The sequence below is a fragment of the Streptomyces sp. YJ-C3 genome (genome assembly GCF_053891275.1).
This window is the reverse complement of record NZ_CM132685.1, coordinates 5,338,273-5,354,003: the sequence shown is the minus strand read 5'-3', so window position 1 is coordinate 5,354,003 and position 15,731 is coordinate 5,338,273. Positions and strand designations below refer to the sequence as shown.

The window sequence follows — 15,731 nt, the reverse complement described above, 5'->3', positions numbered from 1 at the left end:
TGTGGGGGCGGCCCCGGAGCCGCGTCAAGGGTCGCGTCAGGAATTTCCGTCCGGATGGCGCGGCGCGCGCCGTCGGCCTAGCGTGGAAGTGCCGCCGCCGGTGCCGCCATGCCCGGCGGCCCCGACGGAAGGGTCTCGCGTCATGCCCGCACAGCCCGAAGGCGCGCCCGTCTGGGCCGACGCCATGTTCCCGGACCTGGAGGCCGCGAAGGCCTTCTACACCGAACTGTTCGGCTGGTCCTACGACCCGGGGGCCGAGGAGTTCGGCAACTACACGCAGGCGAAGACCGCGGACGGCAAGCACGTCGCCGCGCTGTCGCCGCAGATGCCGGGCATGGAGGGGATTCCGGCCGCCTGGAACCTGTACTTCGCCACGTCGGACATCGCGGCCGCCGCCGAGAAGGTCAAGAGCGCGGGCGGCACCCTGGCGATGGAGCCGATGCAGGTCGGCGACTTCGGCACGATGGTCACCGCCCAGGACCCCGCCGGCTGCTGGTTCAGCCTCTGGCAGCCCGGCTCGCACGAGGGCTTCGAGAAGGTCAACGAGCCCGGCGCGTTCTGCTGGGCCGAGGTCAACTCCCGTGACGCGGCGAAGACCGACGCCTTCTTCACGTCCGTCTTCCCGTACGAAGTGAAGAAGATGGCGGACGAGCACGTCGACTTCAACGTCTGGCAGCTCGGCGGCCAGCCGTCCTTGGGCCGCATGCAGATGACGGACGACTTCCCGGAGCACGTGCCGTCGTACGTGAACGTGTACTTCGCCGTCGAGGACTGCGACGCGGCTGTCGCCACCGTCCAACGCCTCGGCGGGAAGCTGCACTTCGGCCCGATGGACAGCCCCTTCGGCCGGTTCGCGGCGGTCGGTGACCCGCAGGGCGCCGCGTTCTCCGTCATCGACCTCGGCTCGACCAAGGGCGAGATGCCGCAGCTGGACTGACGGTCAGTCGGATCCGGGGAGCGTGAACCCCAGCTGCCGGGCGGCGGCCCGAGGTGTGGGCTGGGCCCAGCGCTCCACCGCCGCCTGCGTCCCGGTGGACGCCAGGGAGCGCAGTTCGGCGCGGTCCAGATACAGCGTGCCGTCGAGGTGGTCCGTCTCGTGCTGGACGATCCGCGCGGGCCAGCCGCTGAACTCCTCGTCCACCGCGCGCCCCCGTTCGTCGAGGGCGCGCAGGCGCACCCGCTCGTGCCGGGCGACCACGGCCTGGTAGCCCGGCACGCTCAGGCAGCCCTCGTAGAAGGCCGCGCGGCGCTCGCCCACGGCCTCGTATGACGGATTGACCAGCACCCGGAACGGCTGCGGGACGCGGCCGCGCGCGGTGGCCACCTCCTCCGGCACGGTCGCCGGGTCCTCGATGACCGCCAGCCGCAGCGGCAGCCCGATCTGCGGCGCGGCCAGGCCCACGCCGGGCGCCGCGTGCATCGTGGCGCGCATCGCCTCGACGAGCCGTGCCAGCAGGGCGTCGGAGAGCTGCCCGTCCCACGGCTCGGCGGGCCGGCGCAGGACGGGATCGCCCGCGGCGACGATCGGCAGCACGGTCGCGTCGGCGAGCAGCGCCTCGACGTGTTCACTCAATGGCGTGGACGGCATCGCGCCAGCATGCCAACTGCGATCACCGCTCGGCAACGCGGGAACCGTACGGGCGCATTGCGTTCGCATGAACACGTTGCGACCTCGTGAACACTCCGTGTGCTGGGGAATGCGAGGCCCTGACCTGGGGGTTCGATGGTGTGGCGGCCATGGTCGGCATGGTGCGCCGGGCAGCGCAGCCCACGAGCCGAGCCACGAGAGAAGGGTCCGGATGACGCAGACGGAGACGTACGAAGGGCATGCGTCGGTGCCCGCCCCCGGCGGGACCGCGCATCCGCTCGACAACCCGGCGTACGCCGCGCTGACCGGACCGCACGCCCCCCTCGCCGAGCGGCGCGGCCGGGTGCTGCGCTACCCCCGCGACGTCTCGCCCTGGCTGGCGCTGCCCGACGACCCGGGCCCGCAGGACTGGGCCGACCTCGCCGCGCTGGCCGGGCCCGGCGCCGAGGTGCCGCTGCCGGGCACGACCCGCGCCCTGCCGGACGGCTGGGAGCTGACGCAGGACATCGCGGGCGTGCAGTTGGTCGACGAGAGCGTGGCCGCGGCGCACGACCCCGAGGCGGCCCTGCTGACCCCGGCCGACGTGCCGGAGATGCTCGACCTCGTGGCCCGCACCCGGCCCGGCCCGTTCCTGCCGCGCACCATCGAGCTCGGCACGTACCTCGGCATCCGGCGCGGGGGCGTCCTCGTCGCGATGGCGGGGGAGCGGCTGCACCCGCCGGGCTGGACCGAGATCAGCGCCGTGTGCACCGATGCCGGCCACCGCGGCCAGGGCCTCGCCGGGCGGCTCGTGCGGGCCGTCGCGGCCGGGATCCGGGAGCGCGGCGAGACCCCGTTCCTGCACACCGGCGCGGGCAACGCGAACGCGATCCGGCTGTACGAGTCCCTCGGCTTCCGGCTGCGCCGCACGACCCGCTTCCGCGCGGCCAGAGCGCCCGAACTCCTGCTGAACGCCTAGGAGTCAGCCCTCGTGCGCCGCCTCGTTGTAGCGCTCCAGGTATGCGGCGAAGCGGGCCAGGTCCTGTGCGGACCAGTCCGCGAGCCGCTCCCCGAAGATCTGCCGGCGGCTGACGGTCACCTGCGCGAGAATCTCCGCTCCCGCCGGGGTGGGGAGCAGGACCTGGACGCGGTGGTCGTCCGGATCGACGCGCCGCGTCACGAGACCGGCCCGCTCCAGGGCGCCGACCTGCCGGCTGACCGTGGACTTGTCCAGGGCGTAGTGCGCGGCGAGGTCGGTGGCACGGCAGCCGCCCTGCTCGTCGAGATGGCTGAGCAGGGTGAACGAGACGAGCGACAGCTCGGGGTGCATCCGGGCCGCCGTCGCCCTGGCGCGGCGGGCGAAGGACGTCAGCTCGCGCTGGATGGTCTCCACGGCCGCCTCGCGGTCGGCCGGACGGTCGGGGTCTGCCACGTGCGGGTTCCTTTCCGAAGCGCTCGTTGCACTCTACAACCGAGAAGCGGTACGGCGGGCGGGGGCGTGCGCCGCGCACTAGCCTCCGGAGCATGAGTCATTCGCCGGAAGTGCCCGACCGCTACACCGTCGTCCTCAAACCCCGGCTGACCGACGCCGAGGGCCGCACCGATCACGGCAACCCCCTGCGGTCCGTGCCGGTGACCGCCACCGGCGGCACGGGGGAGTCCGGCTATCCCCGCTACGAGGGCGAGGGGGTGCAGGCCGACATCGACCCGCGCACCCGCACCGTCGAGGCGCTGACCGTCGACGGCGAGGAGCTGCCGTACGGGTGGGTGGCCGAGGTCGCCGACGAGGGTTAGAAGGGCCCGGTAAGGCTTGCCTTGCGTGGCGCAGCTCTCTTTTGCAACTTGTTGCAAAAGGGGTTCGGGGTCGTCTACAACAGTGACGACGTTCGCCGCGCACGGAGGGCCCCATGAGCCGTTACCCGCACCTGCTCGCCCCGCTCGACCTGGGGTTCACGACCCTGCCCAACCGCGTCCTGATGGGCTCGATGCACGTGGGCCTGGAGGAGGCGGAGAACGGCTTCGCGCGGATGGCCGAGTTCTACGCGACCCGCGCCCGCGGCGGCGTCGGCCTCATGGTCACCGGCGGCATCGCCCCGAACGAGGCCGGGCGCCCCTGGGGCGGCGGCGCCAAGCTGACCACCGAGGCGGAGGCCGAGCAGCACCGCGAGGTCACCGACGCGGTGCACGCGGCGGGCGGCAAGATCGCCATGCAGATCCTGCACTTCGGCCGCTACGCCTACCACGAGGACCTGGTCGCGCCGAGCCCGATCCAGGCGCCCATCAGCCCGTTCGTCCCGAACGAGCTGAGCGACGCCGACGTCGAGCAGACCATCGAGGACTTCGCCCGCGCCGCCGAACTCGCCAAGTCGGCGGGCTACGACGGCGTCGAGGTCATGGGCTCCGAGGGCTACCTCATCAACGAGTTCATCGTCGCCCACACCAACCGGCGCACCGACCGCTGGGGCGGCTCGTACGAGAACCGCATCCGCTTCCCCGTGGAGATCGTGCGGCGCGTCCGCGAGCGCGTCGGCCCCGACTTCATCCTCATCTACCGCCTGTCCATGCTGGACCTGGTGCCCGGCGGCTCCACGCTGGAGGAGGTCGTGCACCTCGCCAAGGAGATCGAGGCGGCCGGCGCGACCCTCATCAACACCGGCATCGGCTGGCACGAGGCCCGTATCCCGACCATCGCGACGTCGGTGCCGCGCGGCGCGTACACCTGGGTCACCAAGAAGGTCATGGGCGAGGTGTCCGTCCCCCTCGTCACCACCAACCGCATCAACACCCCGGAACTCGCCGAGGAACTGCTCGCCGACGGCGCCGCCGACATGGTGTCCCTCGCACGGCCGATGCTCGCCGACCCGGACTTCGTGAACAAGGCCGCCGCCGACCGCTCCGAGGCGATCAACACCTGCATCGGCTGCAACCAGGCCTGCCTCGACCACACCTTCAGCGGCAAGATCACCTCCTGCCTGGTCAACCCGCGCGCCTGCCACGAGACCGAGCTCGTCCTGTCGCCCACCAGGACGCGCAAGCGCGTCGCCGTCGTCGGCGCCGGACCGGCCGGCCTCGCCTGCGCCGTCTCCGCCGCCGAACGCGGCCACGACGTCACCCTCTTCGACGGCGCCGGGCAGATCGGCGGACAGCTGAACGTCGCCCGCAAGGTGCCCGGCAAGGAGGAGTTCGACGAGACGCTGCGCTACTTCCGTACGCAGCTCGAACTCCACGGCGTCACCGTCGAGCTGAACTCCTACGTGAACGCCGACGAGCTCGCCGCGTACGACGAGGTCGTCGTCGCCACCGGCGTCACCCCCCGCACCCCCGTCATCGACGGCGTCGACCACCCCAGCGTCGTCAGCTACCTCGACGTGCTGCGCGACGGCGCGCCCGTCGGCGACCGCGTCGCCGTCATCGGCGCGGGCGGCATCGGCTTCGACGTCGCCGAGTACCTCACCGACGGCGGCGAGAAGGCGAGCCAGGACGCGGCGACGTACTTCCGCCTGTGGGGCGTCGACATGGACTACGCCGACCGCGGCGGCCTCAAGCGCGCCGAGCGGCCCGCGCCGCCGCGCCAGGTGCACCTCGTCCAGCGCAAGACGTCCAAGGTCGGCGCGGGCCTCGGCAAGACGACCGGCTGGATCCACCGCACCGAGCTGCGCCACCGCGGCGTCACGATGGTCGCGGGCGCCACGTACGACCGGATCGACGACGCGGGCCTGCACATCACCGTCGACGGCGAGCCGGCGCTGATCCCCGTCGACACGGTCGTCCTGTGCGCGGGCCAGGAACCGCACCGCACGCTCTACGACGACCTGGTCGCCGCCGGACGCACGCCCCACCTGATCGGCGGCGCCGACGTCGCGGCCGAACTGGACGCCAAGCGTGCCATCAAGCAGGGCACCGAGGTCGCGGCGGCCCTCTGAGACCGGGCGGTCACGCGGCCGGGCCCGCCGGCCACGTGACCGCCCTCACCTACTCTGTCGACATGTCACTGCCGCACGCGATCCTGACGGCCCTCCTCGAGAAGCCGTCGTCGGGGCTCGAACTGACCCGCCGCTTCGACAGGTCGATCGGCTACTTCTGGTCGGCCACGCACCAGCAGATCTACCGGGAACTCGGCAAACTGGAGCGCGACGGGCTGATCCGCGCGCTGCCCTCCCCGGTCCCCGCGCGCGGTCAGAAGAAGGAGTACGAGGTGCTGCCCGAGGGCCGCGCCGAACTCGCTCGCTGGACAGCCGCCCCCCAGGACCCCAAGACGCTGCGCGACCCGCTGTTCCTGCGGCTGCGCTCCGCCGCGGTGGTCGGCACGGACGGCATCGACAGCGAGCTGAGCCGTCATCTGGACCTGCACCGGCAGCAGCTGGAGACCTACCGGGACATCGAGAAGCGGGACTTCCCGCCGGAGAAGGACACGACGGCGGACCGGTTGCAGCACGCGGTGCTGCGGGCCGGGATCGACCTGGAGACCTTCTGGGTGGAGTGGCTGGAGAGGACCGTGGCGGAACTGCGCACGGGCCACGCCGACGACTGAGGAGCGGCAGTGCTCACAGCTGCGCCCCGGCCGGGTCCCAGTCCGCCGGGAGCGGCTCGGGGCGCGTCACCTGCGAAGGGAGCACCGCGAACGCCCCGCGTTCCGCCGAGTCCGTCACCGCCGTCATCGTCTGCAGCACATGCAGCGCCAGCGCCCCCGACGCCCGCGGAGCGGAACCCGTGCGGATCGACCGCGCCAGGTCCACGACGCCGAGACCGCGGCCGTCCGTGCGGCCCCGTACGGGCAGCTCGGTCCAGTCGGACGCGCCGTTGGGGCGCAGCCGCAGCGGGCCGCCGAACGTGTTGGGGTCGGGGACCGACAGCGTGCCCTCCGTGCCGACGACCTCGAAGTGGATGTGCGGGCGCGCCGAGTCCCAGCTGAAGACGGACGTCGCCGTCGGCCCCGCGGCGAAGTCGAGCAGCGCCGAGACGTGCGTGGGGACGGCCACCGGGAACGACCGCCCGGCCGCCGGGCCCGACCCGGCCGACCGCTGTGCGCGGGCCCGCCGCGTCGACGCCGCGACCCGCTCCACCCCGCCGAAGAGCGCCACCAGGGCCGTCAGGTAGTACGGGCCGAGGTCGAACAGCGGCCCCGCGCCCGGCTGGTAGAAGAACGCCGGGTCCGGATGCCACCCCTCGGGACCCAGGCTGCGCAGCGCCGTCGACGCGGCGACCGGCGCCCCGATGTGCCCCGCCGCGACGGCCCGCAGCGCGGACTGCAGCCCCGCCCCGAGGAAGGTGTCCGGCGCGCTGCCCACCAGCAGCCGCCGCTCGGCCGCCTCCGCGAGCAGCTTCTCGGCCTCGCCCGGCAGCAGCGCGATCGGCTTCTCGCCGTACACGTGCTTGCCCGCCCGCACCGCGGCCTCGGCCACCTCGACATGGGCCGCCGGCACCGTCAGATTCACGACGAGCTCGACCTCGGGGACGGCCAGCACGGTGTCCACGTCCCCGGCGACCGGGACGCCGTGGGCGCGCGCGGCGGCCTCCGCGCGGCGTGTGTCGAGATCGGCGACGGCGAGGACGGTGACGTCGGCGAACGCGGACAGCGTCCGCAGGTACTGCTCGCTGATCACGCCCGCCCCGACGACGGCGACCCCCACCGGACCTGAACTCACGCTGCCCCCAAGGACGTTCGCGGACGATCACACGGCTCCGGGGACGGTAAGCCGGGGCGTGCCGCGCCCACAAGAGGGCCGGGCACGGGCGACGGCCGCCACCCGGAGTGCGGGCGGCGGCCGTCGTCGGTCGCGGGGGAGCGGTCAGGTGCGCTGCCCCGTGCCGCGGCGCCGCAGGTACCAGACGCCGCCCACGGCCGCGGCGGCGACCAGCGTCCCGCCCGCGGCGAAGGTGAGCGTCCCGTAGTCCTGCACCGCCCCGCCGAGCCCGCCCCGGACACCGCCGATGGGGCTGGACGTCGCGGAGATGGTCGGGCTCGCCGTGACGGTCACCGACGCGGGACCCACCGTGGAGCCGTCGGCGCAGGCGATCACCACCTGGTACGTGCCCGAGCTGAGGCCCTGCCACGAGGCGGTGCCCGAACTGAGAGGCGTCTGCTTGCCCTGGGCGAAGCTGCCCTGACCGGGTGCCAGGAGCGAGGCGTTGCCGCCGTTCTGGCACGCGGTCGTGGTGGCGGTCACCGTGGAACCGCTGGACCTGACGTCGATCCCGGCGGCGTGCGCCGGGGCCGCAGCCCATGGCACGGCGGCCGCGGCCGCGAGCGTGAGACCGCAGCGAGCGAGAAGCGAAGTGGTGCGCATGATGTCTGCCCTCCGGCGGCACGGGAGGCGGTACGTCCATTGCCCCGCCCGAGTCGGCAAAGCCCGTGCTGCCTGACGCTCACTCAAGGTGCGTACGGCAGCCCCCGCATGCCGACCGCAGCCGGGCAGGTGACGCGTTCCATCGTCCGGCCCACCGGGACCTATCGCCCCGTCGTCACCGTGCGCTCCGGCGAGAACGCGCCCCACGTCCCGTCCGGCAGCTGCGCCCGGAGCTTCACCCGGTGCCGGGCTCCCGCGTCCTCGCCGATGTAGAAGCTGTACTTCGCCGCGTCCGACGGGGCGCTCTCGCCCCACATCACGGTCGTCGCCTGCCGCCCGTCCAGGAACACCTGGTACGCCGGGACCTCGCCCCCGGTGTCCGGCGGCGTCCACGCCAGATCGATGTAGTAGGCGCCGTCCGCTCGCCGTGTCGTCGCGCGGAAGTCGTCCGGCGCGGTCCCGGGTCCCTCGTCCTTGCCCTGCGCCGTGGTCAGCCGCACGGTGTCGCTCGCGGGGGAGACGTTGTCGGCCGCGTCGCGTGCCCGCACGCTGAACGCGTAGGCGGTGCCGGGCCGCAGCCCGGTCAGCAGCGCCCGCGTCTGCGTACCGCCGACGCTGTGGATCTTCGTGGTGCCCTGGTAGACGTCGTACGAGACGACGCCCTTGTCGTCCGTCGCCCGCCGCCAGGTCAGCGACACGGCCCGCGCGCCGTCCGCCTCCCCGCGCAGTCCGCCCGGCCGGCTCGGCGCGGACCGGTCCGCCCTGACGGCGGCCGGGGTGGTGACGGTCACGCGGCGGCTCGCGGGGCCGAGGGTGCCGTCCTTGCCGCGGGCCCGGACCGTGAACACGTAACGGGACTTCGCGCGCAGGCCGGTGACGTCCACCATGTGCTGCTCGGCGGGCAGCTTCCTGACCCGCACCGCACCCCGGTACACCTCGTACGTGGTGATGTCCGCGGTGCTCACCGGGCGGTTCCACATGACGTGCACGGACGTCGCGCTGCCGGCCTGGGCCGTGACGCCGACCGGTTCGGACAGCGCCGGTCCGTCGGACCCGCCGTCTGTGTCCGTCAGCAGACCGCAGCCGGTCAGCGTCGTCAGCAGCGCGGCGGCGCAGGCCGCGCGGGGGAGCAGGGTGCGTGAGGGGACGCGTCGCACGGGCGGGTGCCTTCCGCTCGGACCGGATTGGTACAGACCTGTATGGCACCTGTATGGCACGAGTGACGGGTCCTCAACAAGGGGGCGTACGGGCCCATCCGGCCCCCGACCGGTGGCCGCCCTCGTCGGCGGGGCACAGATTGGTGGTCCACGTCCGTTCGCTGTCCCCGCTCGTCCATGTCCCCGACCGAAGGCATCTCCCTGTGCACCCTCGCTTCCTGACGCTCGCCGCCGTCTGCGGCGCCGCGGCCCTCCTCGCCCCCGCGACCCTGCCCGCGACGGCCGCCCGGCTGGCCGCCCCCGCGGATCCGGGCAGCGCGCCCGCCGCCCGGGAGGGCGGGGTCCGCGCCGCCGACCTGCTCGCCGCCGTGCGCGGCTGCCGGCAGATCTCCCACGGCCGCTACCGCAGCGACGACGGTGCCCGCGCGAACATCCCGGTCTGCGGCAAGCACGGCGCCGTCCACTGGAAGGCCGACCTCGACGTCGACTGCGACGGCCGCGCGGGCCGGCACTGCAACCGCCGCACCGACCCGCTCTTCTACAACAAGACGGCCTACCAGCAGTCCGACGGACGGCAGTTGAGCGCCGAGCGACTGCCCTACGTCGTCGTGCCCGGCGCGAGCCGCATCTGGAAACCGGCCCGCTCCGGCATCCGCGGCGGCACCGTCGCGGCGATCGTCCACCGGGGGAAGGTCGTGTACGCCGTCGTGGGCGACACCGGCCCGAGCGACCTGATCGGGGAGGCCTCGTACGCCGCGGCCCGCGCCCTCGGCATCAACCCGCACCCGGTGCGCGGCGGCGCCGCCGGCGAGGTCACGTACATCCTCTTCCCCGGGACGACCGCCCGCCCCATCGAGAGCCACCGCTCGGCCGTCGCGGCGGGGGAGGCGGCGGCGAGGAAGCTGCTGCGCGCGCACTGACGCGTCCATGCGACCGGTTCCCCGGCAGGCCGCGGACGTCCGCCGCGACCTGCCCGTGGGTCCTGTCGTCACACCTTGTGGTACGTGTACGCCTCCGATGCCGCCGCCACGACTCCGTCCAGGTCCGCCCCGGCCGAGGAGGAGACCACGGCGGCGACCGCGCCCTCCAGGAACGGGGCGTCCACCAGGCGTGTGCCGTCGGGGAGTTCGTCGCCCTCGGCGAGCAGCGCCTTCACGGTGAGGACCGCACTGCCGAGGTCGACGAGGACCGCGACCCCCGAGCCGCGGTCGACCTGCGCGGCCGCCGCCGAGATCCGCTCCGCGCTCGTACCGAGACCGCCGTCCTCCGTGCCGCCCGCCGCGGCCACCGGGGCGGTGTCGCCGCCCCCGGCGAGTCCGGCCGCCAGCCGCGCCACGGACTCGGCGACGTCCTGACTGTGCGACACCAGCACGATGCCGACGGCCTTGTCGGGGGCGGTCACGCGGCGTCCCCCGCGGCCTCGGCCAGCGCGCCGATCAGCAGCGCCGACGACGTCGCCCCGGGATCCTGGTGCCCGATGCTGCGCTCGCCCAGATAACTCGCCCGGCCCTTGCGGGCCTGGAGCGGAGTCGTCGCCTCGGCGCCGTGCTCGGCGGCCGACCGCGCCGCGGCGAAGTCACCGCCCACCAGCGCGTCCACGGCCGGCACCAGGGCGTCCAGCATCGTCTTGTCACCCGGCGCCGCCCCGCCGAGCGCGGCCACCGCGTCCACCCCGACGCGCAGCGCCCCGGCCAGCTCGGCCTGGCTCACCTCCGCCGCGTCACCGAGCTCCTTGCCGGTGCGCCGCAGCAGCGTGCCGTACAACGGCCCCGACGCGCCGCCCACGGTGGAGATCAACTGCCGCCCGGCGAGGGTGAGCACGGCCCCCGGGGTCGCGGGCGCGTCCTTGTCCAGGGCGGCCCGTACGGCGGTGAAGCCGCGCTGCAGATTGCTGCCGTGGTCGGCGTCGCCGATCGGCGAGTCGAGTTCGGTGAGCCGGGCGGCCTCGCGGTCCACCGCGGCCGCGGTCGCCGCCATCCAGCGCCGGAAGAAATCGGCGTCGAGCACATGGTCTCCTTGCGTGGTAGGTACGTTGACGAGGGCGCCGGCCGTCACATGCCCCAGCGCAGACCGGCCGTGCTGACCGGCGCGTCCCACAGGCGCAGCAGTTCCTCGTCCACCTGGCACAGGGTGACGGAGGCGCCGGCCATGTCGAGGGACGTGACGTAGTTGCCGACGAGGGTGCGGGCGACCGGCACCCCGCGCTCGGCGAGCACCCGCTGCACCTCGGCGTTGAAGCCGTACAGCTCCAGCAGCGGGGTGGCCCCCATGCCGTTCACGAGGACGAGTACCGGACTCTTCGGGTTCAGGTCCTCCAGCACGGCGTCGACGGCGAAGTCGGCGATCTCCCCGGACGTCATCATGGGGCGCCGCTCGCGCCCCGGCTCGCCGTGGATGCCGATGCCCAGCTCCAGCTCCCCGGAGGGCAGATCGAACGTCGGCGACCCCTTCGCGGGCGTGGTGCACGCGCTCAGCGCCACGCCGAAACTGCGCGCGGCGGCGTTCACCTGCCGGGCGATCGCCTCGACCCGCTCCAGCGGCTGCCCCTCCTCGGCGGCGGCGCCCGCGATCTTCTCCACGAACAGGGTCGCGCCGGTCCCGCGCCGTCCGGCTGTGTACAGGCTGTCGGTCACCGCGACATCGTCGTTCACGAGCACCTTGGCGACCTGGATGCCCTCGTCCTCGGCGAGTTCGGCCGCCATGTCGAAGTTGAGCACGTCACCGGTGTAGTTCTTCACGATGAACAGCACGCCCGCCCCGCTGTCCACCGCGGCGGCGGCCCGCACCATCTGATCGGGCACCGGCGACGTGAACACCTCACCGGGACAGGCCGCGGAGAGCATCCCCGGGCCCACGAACCCCCCGTGCAGCGGCTCGTGCCCGGACCCGCCGCCCGACACCAGCGCCACTTTCCCGGCGACCGGCGCGTCCCGGCGCAGGATCACCCGGTTGTCGACGTCCACGGTCAGTTCGGGGTGGGCGGCCGCCATGCCGCGCAGCGCATCGGTGACGACAGTCTCGGCCACATTGATCAACATTCTCATCGGTACCTCCGAGTGACGTGAGCGGTTGTTGCTCTGACCTGCGTCTTGCCTGGTCGGATTGGTTATGCCCGGTTGTAGATCTTGGCGGTCTAGGGCGGTCCCGGGCGGTCTGCAGCGGGGCTGAGCGGTGCTGTTGCCGACCTGATGCTGACTTTGGTGACGGATCATCAGGCGGCGCGATCGGTGGTGGTGGTCCCACGTCAGTACCGATCGGCGGTCGGTGTCAAGCACCTGCTGCGATGGGGATGCACGTCGCGACCGCATACTGCACCGGACCGGTGCTCAGCTCTGGGGCACAGCGTCAGCTCCCGGAGCGGTCGGGGCCCCTCGGTCGTGAACTACGGCATGAACCCAGGTGGCCTCGTGCCCTGTCTTGTGGCCGATGCGAGGGATCGACGGCCGGGCGACAAGCTCATCAACGGACCTGCTCGACCCCGCACACGAACGTGATCATCTCGTAAGGGGCGGCCGGGCAGAACAAGTCGGGAAGGATGTCGCGGACGGCCCGGAGCAGGAAGAACGGCGGCGCATCCGGCGCAGACGCAAGCTCCGCCTGAAGGCCGCGCTTCTCGGACGCTCGCGAGGCGGACAGACCAGCAAGGTCCACCTCGCCACCGACCGCAAATGCCGTCCGCTGGCGTTCGTGCTGACCGCGGGGCAGGCAGCCGACAGCCCGCTTTCATCCCCGTACTGAAGATGGTGCGCATCCGTGATCCTGTTGGCCGCCCCTGCACCCGACCCGATGCAGTCGCCGCAGGTAAGGCTTACTCGTCCCGCGGTAACCGCGTCTTTCTTCGAAGACGTCGTATCAAAGCAGTCATCCCGGAGAAGAGGGACCCAGCCGCCAACCGAAAGAAGAAGCGCAGGAAGGGCGGTCGGCCCATCGGCCACGACGTCGGCCTCTACAAATCCCGCAGTTCGTCCCACAAGACGCGCTGGTGTTCAGTGCGACGCTGTTCTTCACCGTCATTGATCTGGTCGAGCTGGCTGCCTGGTACTGGTTCCTCTCCCGTGCCGCCTCGGTTCTGAGCGACCGCATCCAACGCTCCGCGTTCCGCCGCCGCCTCGAACAGGTCACCGGCGCGGCCTTCTTCGGCTTCGCCGCCAACCACCTCCTCGTTGACCGCTCGTAGAGCTCCCCCATTCCGCCCTGCCAAAGGCCAGCCGGTGAGTGTGGTGAGGCATCGCCACCCGCTACGAGTGCGAGGGAAGCTACCTCGCTGGCCTCCACTTCCGCGCCGCGATGATCTGGATCAAGAGGTCAGACGAGCCACTCCTTGATCACAACCAGTAACGCTCCCCAAGGACGCAGCGGAGCTGTGCCAACTGCGCACTGACATCGAGCGCCTCGTCCGTGCACTAGCCAACTGACCGTAGAGAACCGGCAGCTGCGTGGTGCCCTATCGCAGTCCGGCTTCGCGATCAGGGAGCTGCCCACGCAGCCGCAGCCCGACCGGATTCCGAAAACGCCGAGTCAGACGGGCCGGCCGGCGAACGAGAGCCTGAACTGCTGACCCGGCTGAACGGAGCGGCGGACACGGTTCAACCGCGCTGTTCGTGGCCTTCGCGGCTGCCAGAGGTCACCCTCGGCCAGCTCAGGCGCGCCCGGTCCGTCCACCCGTTCACCACGGTGCCGCTGCAGGGGTCAGAGCTTGTAGCCGCCGCTCGCCTCGATGACCTGGGCGGTCACCCAGCGGCTTTCGTCGGAGGCCAGGAAGGACACTACTGAGGCGATGTCGGCGACTTCACCGAAACGTCCCAGGGCGGTGTCCGCCTCGATCGCCGCCGCCATCTCGGCGTTCTCGCGGACGGCCGCGTTCATGTCGGTACGCACCCAGCCTGGCGCGACGGCGTTCACTGTGATGCCTCGGGGCCCCAACTCCATCGCGAGGGCGTGCGTCAGGTTGTTGATGCTTGCCTTGGCCATGGAGTAGACGGGGACCGCCTGCATCGGTCGCGAGGCTGCGCCGGAGGAGACGTTGATGATCCGTCCGCTATCAGCGAGGCGGCTCAGTGCTGACTGGACGATGAAGAAGGGCGCGCGAGCGTGGACTGCGAACATCGTGTCCCAGCTGTCCGGCGTGGCGTCCGCGAGGCCGCCCCAGCCCGAGTTTCCTGCGTTGTTGATCAGCAGGTCGAGGGTTCGGGTTCCCTTACGCCGCATGAATTCGTCGTCGAGCCGCGTGAACAGGTGGGGGATGGACTCCGCGTCGACGAGGTCCGCGTGGACTGCGAAAGCGTTCCCACCGGCCTTCTCGATCGTTGCGACCGTCTCGTCGGCGCCGTGCTTACTGGCGTTGTAGGTGAGTGCGACGAGCGCGCCTTCCTCCGCGAGACGCTCGGCTATCGAGCGCCCGATACCGCGCGACCCTCCGGTGACGAGGGCGGTCTTTCCAGCGAGCAACTTTGACACGAGTATTTCCTTACTGGGCAAGATGTGGGTGTTGAAGGAGCGTGGCTGCGGCCTGCTTCGGCCGATCTGGGCAGCGAGTGCTGCAGGAAGCCGGGCTTAGTTGAGGTCCGTCGTTCGGTATGTGCCGTCCGGGCGACCCATGTCCTTCACTGTGAGGGACATGGGTCAACGCATTCCATAACGTGAAGTCCGAGAGGAATTACGGATCGTCCAGGCAGGGGAACGGCGGCAAGAGCCGCTCGCCTGCGGACAACCGTCGCGCGGACGGGCTGCAGCCCTGTGGGGCAGGTCGTCCTGAGCCCGTCCCGCGAACGGGCTCAGGACATGTCGGCCGGCGTCAGTTGCCGCGACGCTCACTCTCGCGGTCGCCGAGCCACTTGATGACCTCGCGGTTGAACACGTCGGGGGCGTTGCGGGCGATGAAGTGGCCCGCTCCACCGATGCGCTTGAGGGTGAAGGGACCCTTGATGAACTCGCGGCCGGTGATCAGCTGCTCCGGGCCGATGTAGGGGTCGTTCATGGAGTAGAGCTGCAGCACGGGCACCGTCACGTCGGGCAGCGGCTCCGCCTTGGGAGCGTCGTCGGGGTTGACCGTCGCGTGGTACCAGTTGAGCCAGCTGGCCTTCAGGCCGTTGGGCCGTTCCCAGTCCGCGATGATGTGCTCCATGTCCGGGTGCCAGTCGAAGAACTCCCTCGCCAGAGCCCAGTCGTCCGCGCGAAGCGCCTCTTCCGCAGCCTCGAACTGGAAGTAGGACATGTACCACGACCGCTTGCGCTGATCGAGGGCCGGATCGATGAAGAAGCCGTTGAGGTGGCTGACGTTCTCCGAGACGAGACCGAGGATTCGCTCGGGATTCAGGGCGGCGAGCATCCACAGCGGGAGGCTTCCGCGGTCGCCGCCTTCGACGTAGAACTTCTCGATGCCCAGGGCGTCCACCACCGCCAGGGCACGCTCGTAGTCGTGGTGGCCCGAGTAGAGTTCCACGTCCTCGGGACGGTCCGATCCGCCGGCACCCAGGTGCTCCGGAATGACCACGCGGTATCCGGCCTGGACGAGCGCCGGAACGTTGAAGCGGAATTCGAGCGAGTTGTGCGGGGCGCCGTGGAACATGACCAGGGTCGGCGCGTCGGCCGGTCCCTCGTCGTACACCCGCAGCTGATGACCGAGGGCATCGATCATCTTGTAGTTCTTGCTGGACAGCCCGTCCGTGGTGTTGATGCCCGTTGCGGACACCGTCGGTGCGTTGCTCATGGGCTCAACCG

17 protein-coding genes and 1 pseudogene are annotated in these 15,731 nt (G+C 71.9%); 8 read left to right on the top strand and 10 right to left on the bottom strand.

What is annotated here, in order from left to right:
- Positions 1-142 precede the first annotated feature (142 nt).
- The gene (locus ACVHNB_RS23945; RefSeq protein ID WP_428956631.1) at positions 143-937 is read left to right on the top strand and encodes a VOC family protein; all 795 of its coding nucleotides are present in this window, start codon (positions 143-145) and stop codon (positions 935-937) included.
- 3 nt (positions 938-940) lie between these two features.
- Here the strand turns inward: ACVHNB_RS23945 and def are convergent, their stop codons facing one another.
- Complete coding sequence (gene def, locus ACVHNB_RS23940) at positions 941-1,588, bottom strand: peptide deformylase (protein ID WP_456225835.1); 648 nt, start codon at positions 1,586-1,588, stop codon at positions 941-943.
- 211 nt (positions 1,589-1,799) lie between these two features.
- Here def and ACVHNB_RS23935 point away from each other — a divergent pair, with 211 nt between their 5' ends.
- The gene (locus ACVHNB_RS23935) at positions 1,800-2,546 is read left to right on the top strand and encodes a GNAT family N-acetyltransferase (protein ID WP_428956633.1); all 747 of its coding nucleotides are present in this window, start codon (positions 1,800-1,802) and stop codon (positions 2,544-2,546) included.
- A gap of 3 nt (positions 2,547-2,549) precedes the next feature.
- Here the strand turns inward: ACVHNB_RS23935 and ACVHNB_RS23930 are convergent, their stop codons facing one another.
- Complete coding sequence (locus ACVHNB_RS23930) at positions 2,550-2,999, bottom strand: MarR family winged helix-turn-helix transcriptional regulator (protein ID WP_428956634.1); 450 nt, start codon at positions 2,997-2,999, stop codon at positions 2,550-2,552.
- Positions 3,000-3,091: 92 nt separating this feature from the next.
- Between ACVHNB_RS23930 and ACVHNB_RS23925 the strand changes: the two genes are divergently transcribed.
- From ACVHNB_RS23925 to ACVHNB_RS23915, 3 genes are all read left to right on the top strand, one after another.
- Positions 3,092-3,361, top strand: a complete 270-nt coding sequence (locus ACVHNB_RS23925) for a hypothetical protein (protein WP_428956635.1) — start codon at positions 3,092-3,094, stop codon at positions 3,359-3,361.
- 113 nt (positions 3,362-3,474) lie between these two features.
- Positions 3,475-5,490: an oxidoreductase gene (locus ACVHNB_RS23920; protein WP_456225834.1), complete on the top strand. Its 2,016-nt coding sequence runs from the start codon at positions 3,475-3,477 to the stop codon at positions 5,488-5,490.
- Positions 5,491-5,552: 62 nt separating this feature from the next.
- On the top strand, positions 5,553-6,098 hold the full coding sequence (locus ACVHNB_RS23915; protein ID WP_456225833.1) for a PadR family transcriptional regulator: 546 nt from the start codon (positions 5,553-5,555) through the stop codon (positions 6,096-6,098).
- Between the two features lie 13 nt (positions 6,099-6,111).
- On the opposite strand, the gene ACVHNB_RS23910 is transcribed toward ACVHNB_RS23915, so the two are convergent.
- From ACVHNB_RS23910 to ACVHNB_RS23900, 3 genes are all read right to left on the bottom strand, one after another.
- The gene (locus ACVHNB_RS23910; protein ID WP_456225832.1) at positions 6,112-7,212 is read right to left on the bottom strand and encodes a Gfo/Idh/MocA family protein; all 1,101 of its coding nucleotides are present in this window, start codon (positions 7,210-7,212) and stop codon (positions 6,112-6,114) included.
- 144 nt (positions 7,213-7,356) lie between these two features.
- A complete protein-coding gene (locus tag ACVHNB_RS23905; RefSeq protein ID WP_428956641.1) occupies positions 7,357-7,854 on the bottom strand; it encodes a hypothetical protein in 498 nt (165 codons plus the stop codon).
- A gap of 161 nt (positions 7,855-8,015) precedes the next feature.
- The gene (locus ACVHNB_RS23900; protein WP_456225831.1) at positions 8,016-9,011 is read right to left on the bottom strand and encodes a fibronectin type III domain-containing protein; all 996 of its coding nucleotides are present in this window, start codon (positions 9,009-9,011) and stop codon (positions 8,016-8,018) included.
- Between the two features lie 203 nt (positions 9,012-9,214).
- Between ACVHNB_RS23900 and ACVHNB_RS23895 the strand changes: the two genes are divergently transcribed.
- Positions 9,215-9,931, top strand: coding sequence for a glycoside hydrolase family 75 protein (locus ACVHNB_RS23895; protein ID WP_456225830.1), 717 nt, complete (start codon positions 9,215-9,217; stop codon positions 9,929-9,931).
- A gap of 68 nt (positions 9,932-9,999) precedes the next feature.
- Here ACVHNB_RS23895 and dhaM read toward each other — a convergent pair whose 3' ends face one another.
- The 3 genes from dhaM to dhaK are packed head-to-tail and all read right to left on the bottom strand — an operon-like array spanning position 10,000 to position 12,055.
- Positions 10,000-10,413 (bottom strand): dihydroxyacetone kinase phosphoryl donor subunit DhaM, encoded by a 414-nt coding sequence (dhaM, locus tag ACVHNB_RS23890; protein WP_428956644.1) that lies wholly within the window; start codon positions 10,411-10,413, stop codon positions 10,000-10,002.
- Positions 10,410-11,018 (bottom strand): dihydroxyacetone kinase subunit DhaL, encoded by a 609-nt coding sequence (gene dhaL / locus ACVHNB_RS23885; RefSeq protein WP_428956645.1) that lies wholly within the window; start codon positions 11,016-11,018, stop codon positions 10,410-10,412. The genes dhaM and dhaL overlap by 4 nt, the downstream gene beginning before the upstream one ends.
- Positions 11,019-11,062: 44 nt before the next feature.
- The gene (gene dhaK, locus ACVHNB_RS23880) at positions 11,063-12,055 is read right to left on the bottom strand and encodes a dihydroxyacetone kinase subunit DhaK (RefSeq protein WP_428956646.1); all 993 of its coding nucleotides are present in this window, start codon (positions 12,053-12,055) and stop codon (positions 11,063-11,065) included.
- Positions 12,056-12,512: 457 nt separating this feature from the next.
- On the opposite strand from dhaK, the pseudogene ACVHNB_RS23875 reads away from it, so the two are divergent.
- Both ACVHNB_RS23875 and ACVHNB_RS23870 read left to right on the top strand, forming a co-directional pair.
- Positions 12,513-12,976: pseudogene (locus ACVHNB_RS23875) on the top strand (transposase); the annotation flags it as partial.
- Positions 12,977-12,993: 17 nt separating this feature from the next.
- Positions 12,994-13,188 (top strand): hypothetical protein, encoded by a 195-nt coding sequence (locus ACVHNB_RS23870; RefSeq protein ID WP_456229012.1) that lies wholly within the window; start codon positions 12,994-12,996, stop codon positions 13,186-13,188.
- A gap of 512 nt (positions 13,189-13,700) precedes the next feature.
- Here the strand turns inward: ACVHNB_RS23870 and ACVHNB_RS23865 are convergent.
- Both ACVHNB_RS23865 and ACVHNB_RS23860 read right to left on the bottom strand, forming a co-directional pair.
- Entirely contained in the window at positions 13,701-14,468 is a 768-nt protein-coding gene (locus ACVHNB_RS23865; RefSeq protein ID WP_456225829.1) for an SDR family NAD(P)-dependent oxidoreductase, read from the bottom strand.
- Positions 14,469-14,805: 337 nt separating this feature from the next.
- A complete protein-coding gene (locus tag ACVHNB_RS23860) occupies positions 14,806-15,720 on the bottom strand; it encodes an alpha/beta fold hydrolase (protein WP_428956648.1) in 915 nt (304 codons plus the stop codon).
- Positions 15,721-15,731 lie beyond the last annotated feature (11 nt).

What these genes read in the sequence shown, in the direction of transcription:
- ACVHNB_RS23945 (WP_428956631.1), top strand. Translation starts at nt 143, where the DNA reads ATGCCCGCACAGCCCGAAGGCGCGCCCGTCTGGGCCGACGCCATGTTC.
- def (WP_456225835.1), bottom strand. Translation starts at nt 1,588, where the DNA reads ATGCCGTCCACGCCATTGAGTGAACACGTCGAGGCGCTGCTCGCCGAC.
- ACVHNB_RS23935 (WP_428956633.1), top strand. Translation starts at nt 1,800, where the DNA reads ATGACGCAGACGGAGACGTACGAAGGGCATGCGTCGGTGCCCGCCCCC.
- ACVHNB_RS23925 (WP_428956635.1), top strand. Translation starts at nt 3,092, where the DNA reads ATGAGTCATTCGCCGGAAGTGCCCGACCGCTACACCGTCGTCCTCAAA.
- ACVHNB_RS23920 (WP_456225834.1), top strand. Translation starts at nt 3,475, where the DNA reads ATGAGCCGTTACCCGCACCTGCTCGCCCCGCTCGACCTGGGGTTCACG.
- ACVHNB_RS23915 (WP_456225833.1), top strand. Translation starts at nt 5,553, where the DNA reads ATGTCACTGCCGCACGCGATCCTGACGGCCCTCCTCGAGAAGCCGTCG.
- ACVHNB_RS23905 (WP_428956641.1), bottom strand. Translation starts at nt 7,854, where the DNA reads ATGCGCACCACTTCGCTTCTCGCTCGCTGCGGTCTCACGCTCGCGGCC.
- dhaK (WP_428956646.1), bottom strand. Translation starts at nt 12,055, where the DNA reads ATGAGAATGTTGATCAATGTGGCCGAGACTGTCGTCACCGATGCGCTG.
- ACVHNB_RS23860 (WP_428956648.1), bottom strand. Translation starts at nt 15,720, where the DNA reads ATGAGCAACGCACCGACGGTGTCCGCAACGGGCATCAACACCACGGAC.